Annotated in this window: 6 protein-coding genes; 4 read left to right on the forward strand and 2 right to left on the reverse strand. The window is 75.6% G+C overall.

The window, feature by feature from the left end; genetic code table 11:
• The coding region (locus ABD317_RS32430) for a helix-turn-helix domain-containing protein (protein ID WP_344294708.1) at positions 1–1,138 on the reverse strand (1,138 nt) is incomplete at its 3' end.
• Between the two features lie 26 nt (positions 1,139–1,164).
• On the opposite strand from ABD317_RS32430, the gene ABD317_RS32435 reads away from it, so the two are divergent.
• Positions 1,165–2,130 carry an extracellular catalytic domain type 1 short-chain-length polyhydroxyalkanoate depolymerase gene (locus tag ABD317_RS32435; RefSeq protein WP_344294710.1) on the forward strand — a complete coding sequence of 322 codons (966 nt, stop codon included), beginning with the start codon at positions 1,165–1,167 and terminating at the stop codon, positions 2,128–2,130.
• On the opposite strand, the gene ABD317_RS32440 is transcribed toward ABD317_RS32435, so the two are convergent.
• Entirely contained in the window at positions 2,127–2,759 is a 633-nt protein-coding gene (locus ABD317_RS32440; protein WP_344294712.1) for a TetR/AcrR family transcriptional regulator, read from the reverse strand. The two genes, ABD317_RS32435 and ABD317_RS32440, sit on opposite strands and share 4 nt — an antisense overlap.
• 92 nt (positions 2,760–2,851) lie before the next feature.
• On the opposite strand from ABD317_RS32440, the gene ABD317_RS32445 reads away from it, so the two are divergent.
• From ABD317_RS32445 to ABD317_RS32455, 3 genes are all read left to right on the forward strand, one after another.
• Positions 2,852–4,261, forward strand: coding sequence for an MFS transporter (locus ABD317_RS32445; protein ID WP_344294714.1), 1,410 nt, complete (start codon positions 2,852–2,854; stop codon positions 4,259–4,261).
• A 191-nt stretch (positions 4,262–4,452) separates the two neighbouring features.
• Entirely contained in the window at positions 4,453–4,926 is a 474-nt protein-coding gene (locus ABD317_RS32450) for a cation:proton antiporter regulatory subunit (protein WP_344294716.1), read from the forward strand.
• Between the two features lie 4 nt (positions 4,927–4,930).
• The coding region (locus tag ABD317_RS32455; protein WP_344294718.1) for a cation:proton antiporter at positions 4,931–6,108 on the forward strand (1,178 nt) is incomplete at its 3' end.

The raw sequence follows: 6,108 nt of genomic DNA on the forward strand, positions 1-6,108 counted from the left end.
AGGCGTACAGCGCGAGCCGGGCCCGCAGCCGGTCGTCCGGCTCGCGCAGCCGGCCGCCGAGCGCCGCCTCCGCGCGGGCCAGCCGGGCCGCCACCGAGCTGTGGTGCAGGTGCAGTTCGGCGGCGGCGCGGCGCAGCGAGCCGGTGCGGCAGAAGGCCTCCAGCGCCGCGATGGCCGGCTCGCCGCCGTCCCGTGCGGCGAGCGCGGTCAGCGCCCGGACGCCCGGGTCCGCGCGCAGCCTTTCGGCGGGCACGTCGCCCAGCAGGGCCAGCAGGCCGAGCGCGTCGTGGTCGACGACCGTCTCGCCCGGGCCGCCCGCGCCGGCGAACCGCAGTGCGGTGCGGGCCTGCGCCCAGGAGGCGTGCGCCCGTACCGGTGTCACCCCGCCGCCGACCCCGAACCGCGCTCCGTGCCCCCGCGCCGGGGCCCGGCCCCGTACCCGCTCCGCCGCCGCGAGCGACAGGTCCCGCGCCAGCTCCCCGGCCACGCCCGCGCCGCCCTCAGCGGTCTGCACCAGCACCGCCGCCAGCGTGTCCATCGCCGCGATCCGCACCGTCGCGCCCGGTACGCCGCGCGCCAGCAGCGCGACCGCCGCCACCCCCGCGTCGCCCTCCCCGCCGCCGGCCGCCGCGACCACCCGCAGCGGCCGTTCGGGACCGAGGCCGAGCAGCCGCAGGGCGCGCATGCGGTCCTCGACGGCCTCCCGTGCGGAGAGCACGATCTCCACCAGCGCGGGGTCGACGACGTGCGGCGGCGGCGCCGGCCGCCGCGGGCTCATCCCGGCCGCCAGCGCCATCCATTCGAGTACGAGGTCGTCCAACGGGCCCGGCCCGCCGTCCCGTTCGAGCCACACGCTGCCCGCGGGGGCCACCGGCCGCCGCCCCGACACCGCACCGGAGGAGCCGGACGCCGGCCGGGAGCCGTCCGGCCCGAAGCGCACCACACCGCCGTCCACGACGCCGTCCGCGCCGCCGGCCGCCAGCCCCGCCGGGCAGCCGGCCAGCGCGGCGGTCGACCGCACGAGCACCTCGGGGGCGACGCCCCCGCCGCCCAGCAGCGCCTGGAAGTGGGCGATCACGCGCACCGCCGCGGCGGCGTCCGCGTCCAGCGAGGAAAGCCGCACCAGCAGACCCTTCACGCACGCAGTCTAGAAAGGGCATGGACATGTTCACCAGTGCCGCAGCCGCACCACCCCCCACCCGCCGCCGGGCGCGCCCGCTGCACGTGGCGCTCCTCGGCTGCGTCCTCGCCCTCCTCGCCGCGCTGTCCCTGAGCGCACCGCCCCGGGCGTCCGCGGCGACCCTCCGCGAGGTGACGAACTTCGGCAGCAACCCCAGCAACCTGCGCATGCACCTGTACGTCCCGGACAACGTCAAGCCGCAGCCCGCCGTGCTCGTGGCGGTCCACTACTGCACGGGCTCGGGACCCGCGTTCTACTCGGGCACCGAGTTCGCCCGGCTCGCCGACCGCTACGGCTTCATCGTCGTCTACCCGTCCGCCACCCGCAGCGGCCAGTGCTTCGACGTCTCCTCGCCGCAGGCGCTGCGCCGCGACGGCGGCAGCGACCCGGTCGGCATCCGCTCGATGGTGGAGTACGTGCGCGCCAACAACGGCGCCGACCCGGACCGGACGTTCGTCACCGGCGCCTCGTCCGGCGCGATGATGACCAACGTGCTGCTGGGCAACTACCCCGACGTCTTCCGGGCCGGCGCGGCGTTCAGCGGCGTGCCGCACAGTTGCTTCGCCACCACCGACGGCTCCGGCTGGAACAGCGCCTGCGCCAACGGCCAGATCATCCGCTCCCCGCAGGAGTGGGGCGACCTCGTACGCGGCGCCCACCCCGGCTACGGCGGCCCGCGCCCGCGCATGCAGGTCTGGCACGGCACCAACGACACCACCCTGCGCTACCCCAACTTCCAGGAGGAGATCAAGCAGTGGACGAACGTCCACGGCGTCGGCCAGACCCCGTCCATGACCGACAGCCCGCAGTCCGGCTGGACCCGCACCCGCTACGGCGGCACGGGCGGGCAGGCGCCGGTGGAGGCGGTCAGCGTGCAGGGCGCGGGCCACTCGCTGCCGATGTCCGGCATGGCTGAGCGGGCCGTCGCGTTCATGGGCCTGGACGTCTAGACGGCGCGGCCGGGCGGGGTCTCCGCGGGTGACGGGCCGGGCGCGGGCGGCGCTGCCAGCACGGCCAGCACGGACTTCGTGACCATGTCGGAGAGTTCGCCCGGCGCCATCTCCAGCCGCCCGGCGCGGACCTCCTCGGCGGCGCCGTGCAGGATGTGCTGCACGACGCCGACGAGCCAGGCGGTCGGCATGTCGGTGCGGAAGACGCCCTGGTCCCGGCCGCGGCGCACGAGTTCGCCGACGCGGGCGGCCGGGCCCTCGTGCAGCTCGCGCACCCGCCCGGCGGGCAGCACGCCCTGGGCGGCGGTCAGCAGCGCCGCGGACTCGGCGACGAGCGCCCAGCTGGAGACCAGCAGCCGGCGCATCGCCTCGTACGCGTCGCCCGCCAGGTCCACGGCGGCCAGCGTCCGGTCGCCGTCCTCGACCGCGCCCCGGAGCGCGGCGTCGACCAGGTCGGCGCGGGTCCTGAAGTGCCCGTAGAGGGTCATCCGGCCCACGCCCGCGGCCTTGGCGATGTCGTCGGTGGTCGCGTTCGGGTCGGTGCCCAGCCGCTCGCGGGCGGCGGCGACGATGCGGGCGATGCTGCGCTCGGCGTCGGCCCGGCGGCGGGGGCGGGGGGAGGCGGTCACGGTCCCAGCCTATCTCGTACGGGAATGTTTGCGTTACAGTCCTGCGTTAGAACTCGTACATCAACGTACGAGATAACGGGAGGGCAGCACTGATGACTTCGCACACGGCCGCACAACCGGCTAAAGAAGGGCGGCACCCCGCCCGCTGGCGCATCCTCGGCTTCCTCGGGATCGCGCAGCTCATGCTGATCCTCGACGTCACGGTCGTGGCCATCGCGCTCCCGCACATCGGGTCCGGCCTCGGGCTCGGCCGGGAGGCGCTGACGTGGACGGTCAGCGCCTACACGCTGACGTTCGGCGGGCTGATGCTGCTCGGCGGGCGCGTCGCGGACCTGGTGGGGCCGAAGCGCGTGGTGCTCGCCGGGCTGCTGGTCTTCACCGCGGCCTCCCTGACCACGGGGCTCGCGGAGTCGGGCGGCACGCTGGTCGGCGGGCGCATCGCGCAGGGCGCCGGCGCGGCGCTGCTGTCGCCGGCGGCGCTGTCGCTGGTGGTCACCCTCTTCGACGGCGAGGAGCGCAACAAGGCCCTGGGCATCTGGTCCGCGCTCGGCGGCGGCGGGGCGGCGCTCGGCGTCCTCCTCGGCGGGCTGCTGACCGCCGGCCCCGGCTGGCCCTGGGTCTTCTACGTCAACGTGCCCCTCGGGCTCGCCGTCGCCGCCGTGCTCGCGGTGCTGCTGCCGGCCCGCCCGGCGCCCGCGGAGCGGCCGCGGCTGGACGTGCCGGGCGCGGCCCTGGTGACCGCGTCGACGGCGACGCTCATCTACGGGCTCATCGACGCCGGCGAACGCGGCTGGCTCACGGCCCGCACCGCCGGGCTGGTGCTGCTCGCGGCCGTCGGCTACCTGCTGTTCACGATCCGGCAGCGGCGCGCCCGCGCCCCACTGATGGACGTGCGGCTGCTGGCCCGGCGGCCGGTGGCCACCGGCGCGTTCCTCATCCTCATGGCGACGGCGCTGATGGTGGCGGTGTTCTTCCTGGGCACGTTCTACTACCAGCACGCCCGCGGCTACGGGGCGCTGCACACCGGGCTGCTGTTCCTGCCGGTCGCGGTCGCCGCGATGCTCGGCGCCGACCTGACCGGGCGGCTCATCGGGCGGACGGGCGCGCGGACGCCCCCCGTCGCCGCGCTGACCGCCGCGGCGGCCGGGCTCGCGGTGCCGGCGGTCTCGATGCGGCCGGTCACGGTCGCGGCCGGGGTGACCGTCGCGGCGCTGGGCACCGGGGCGATGTTCGTGGTCGCCTCGGCGACGGCGCTGGGGCGGGTGGCCCCGCACGAGGCGGGGGTCGCGTCCGGCATCGTCAGCACGTTCCACGAGTTCGGGGCGTCGCTGGGCGCCGCGGTGGTCTCCAGCGTGGCGGCGGCCAGCCTGGTCGGCAGCACGCTCGCCGGCTTCACGGAAGCGTTCACCGTGGCGGCCGTCGCGGCGGCGGTGTCGGCGGCGGTCGCGGGCGCGCTGACGCCGGGCCGCCCGGCGCCGGAGCAGGAGCCGGCGGCGGTCTGAGGCCGGGGCGGCGGGGTGCGGGCCCGGGCCCGTACCCCGCCGCCGCGCCGTCCATCCGTGCTGACGCCCGTGTTCCCGCCGTACGATTGCCTCTGCGCCGCGCGGGGGACCGGCTGTCCGGACCCGGGGCCGCGGACGCGCGACACCCAAGCCGTCGGTCGGAAAGGGGACTGGCCGTGCCTGCTCCAAGGATGAGCACCACGCCGCTGCCGGGAATCGGCGTGAAATACGACCTCACCACGCGTGCGCAGAAGAAGCACCTGTCGGTGATCGCCCACCGGGACGGCACCCGGTCGCTCAACGTCTACCGCGCCGACGACCCGGACGCGTGCGCGCTCTCGCTGCAGCTGACCGGCTCCGAGACGGCGGCGCTGATCGACGCGCTGCTGCCCTCGCACCACAGCCCGAACGTGCTGCACACCACCGACCTGGGGCTGGTCGCCGAGCGTGTCGAGCTGTCGGCCACCTCGTACTGGAACGGGCGGATGCTGGGCGAGACGCGGATACGCACCGAGACGGGGGCGTCGATCGTGGCCGTGCTGCGGCGCGCGGAGGCCATCCCCTCCCCCACCCCCGACTTCCGGTTCGCCGGCGGTGACACGCTGATCCTCATCGGTACCCGCGAGGGCATCGAGGCGGCCGCGGCGCTGCTCGGGCGGGAGTGAGCGCTTGCACTCCTCCGCGGTCTTCCTCATCGAGTTCGGTGCGATCATCCTCGGGCTCGGTCTGCTCGGGCGGTTTGCGGGCCGCTTCCAGTTCTCCCCCATCCCCCTGTACCTGCTGGCCGGGCTCGCCTTCGGCAAGGGCGGGCTGCTGCCGCTCGGCGCCAGCGAGGACTTCGTGGCGATCGGCGCCGAGATCGGCGTCATCCTGCTGCTGCTCATGCTGGGCCTGGAGTACACGGCCAGTGACCTGGTCTCCAACCTCAAGACCCAGTACCCGGCCGGGCTCGTCGACTTCACGCTCAACGCGCTGCCGGGCGCGGTGCTGGCGCTGCTGCTCGGCTGGGGCCCGGTCGCCGCCGTGGTACTGGCCGGCGTCACGTGGATCTCCTCTTCCGGCGTCATCGCCAAGGTCCTCGGCGACCTCGGCCGGCTCGGCAACCGCGAGACGCCGGCGATCCTGAGCGTGCTGGTGCTGGAGGACCTGGCGATGGCGGTGTACCTGCCGATCGTCACCGCGCTGGTCGCCGGCGTCGGCATCGCGCAGGGCAGCGTGACGCTGGCCATCGCGCTCGGCGCGGCGGGGGCGGTGCTGTTCGTCGCGCTCCGCTACGGGCGGCTGATATCCCGTTTCGTCTCCAGCGACGACCCGGAGAAGCTGCTGCTCGTCGTCCTCGGCCTGACGCTGCTGGTCGCGGGTCTTGCGCAGCAGCTCCAGGTGTCGGCGGCGGTGGGCGCGTTCCTGGTGGGCATCGCCCTGTCGGGCGAGGTCGCGGAGGGCGCGCACAACCTGCTCAGCCCGCTGCGGGACCTCTTCGCCGCGGTGTTCTTCGTCTTCTTCGGCCTGCACACCGACCCCCAGTCGATCCCGCCGGTCATCCTGCCGGCGCTGGCGCTGGCGGGCGTGACCGCGCTGACGAAGATCGCGACCGGGTACTGGGCGGCGAAACGGGCCGGCATCTCGGCGAAGGGCCGCTGGCGCGCGGGCGGCGCGCTCGTGGCGCGCGGCGAGTTCTCCATCGTCATCGCGGGCATCGCGGTCACCGCGGGCGTCGAGGCGGAGCTGGGGCCGCTGGCCACGGCGTACGTGCTGGTGCTGGTGATCGTCGGGCCGCTGGCGGCCCGCTACACGGAGCCGGTGACGCCGCGGGTCAGGCGCTCGACGAGCGCGGGCGTGACGAACTC

The organism is Streptomyces synnematoformans (assembly GCF_039531005.1).
GTDB classification, from domain to species: Bacteria; Actinomycetota; Actinomycetes; order Streptomycetales; family Streptomycetaceae; genus Streptomyces; species Streptomyces synnematoformans.

What these genes read in the sequence shown, in the direction of transcription:
- ABD317_RS32435 (WP_344294710.1), top strand. Translation starts at nt 1,165, where the DNA reads ATGTTCACCAGTGCCGCAGCCGCACCACCCCCCACCCGCCGCCGGGCG.
- ABD317_RS32445 (WP_344294714.1), top strand. Translation starts at nt 2,852, where the DNA reads ATGACTTCGCACACGGCCGCACAACCGGCTAAAGAAGGGCGGCACCCC.
- ABD317_RS32450 (WP_344294716.1), top strand. Translation starts at nt 4,453, where the DNA reads ATGAGCACCACGCCGCTGCCGGGAATCGGCGTGAAATACGACCTCACC.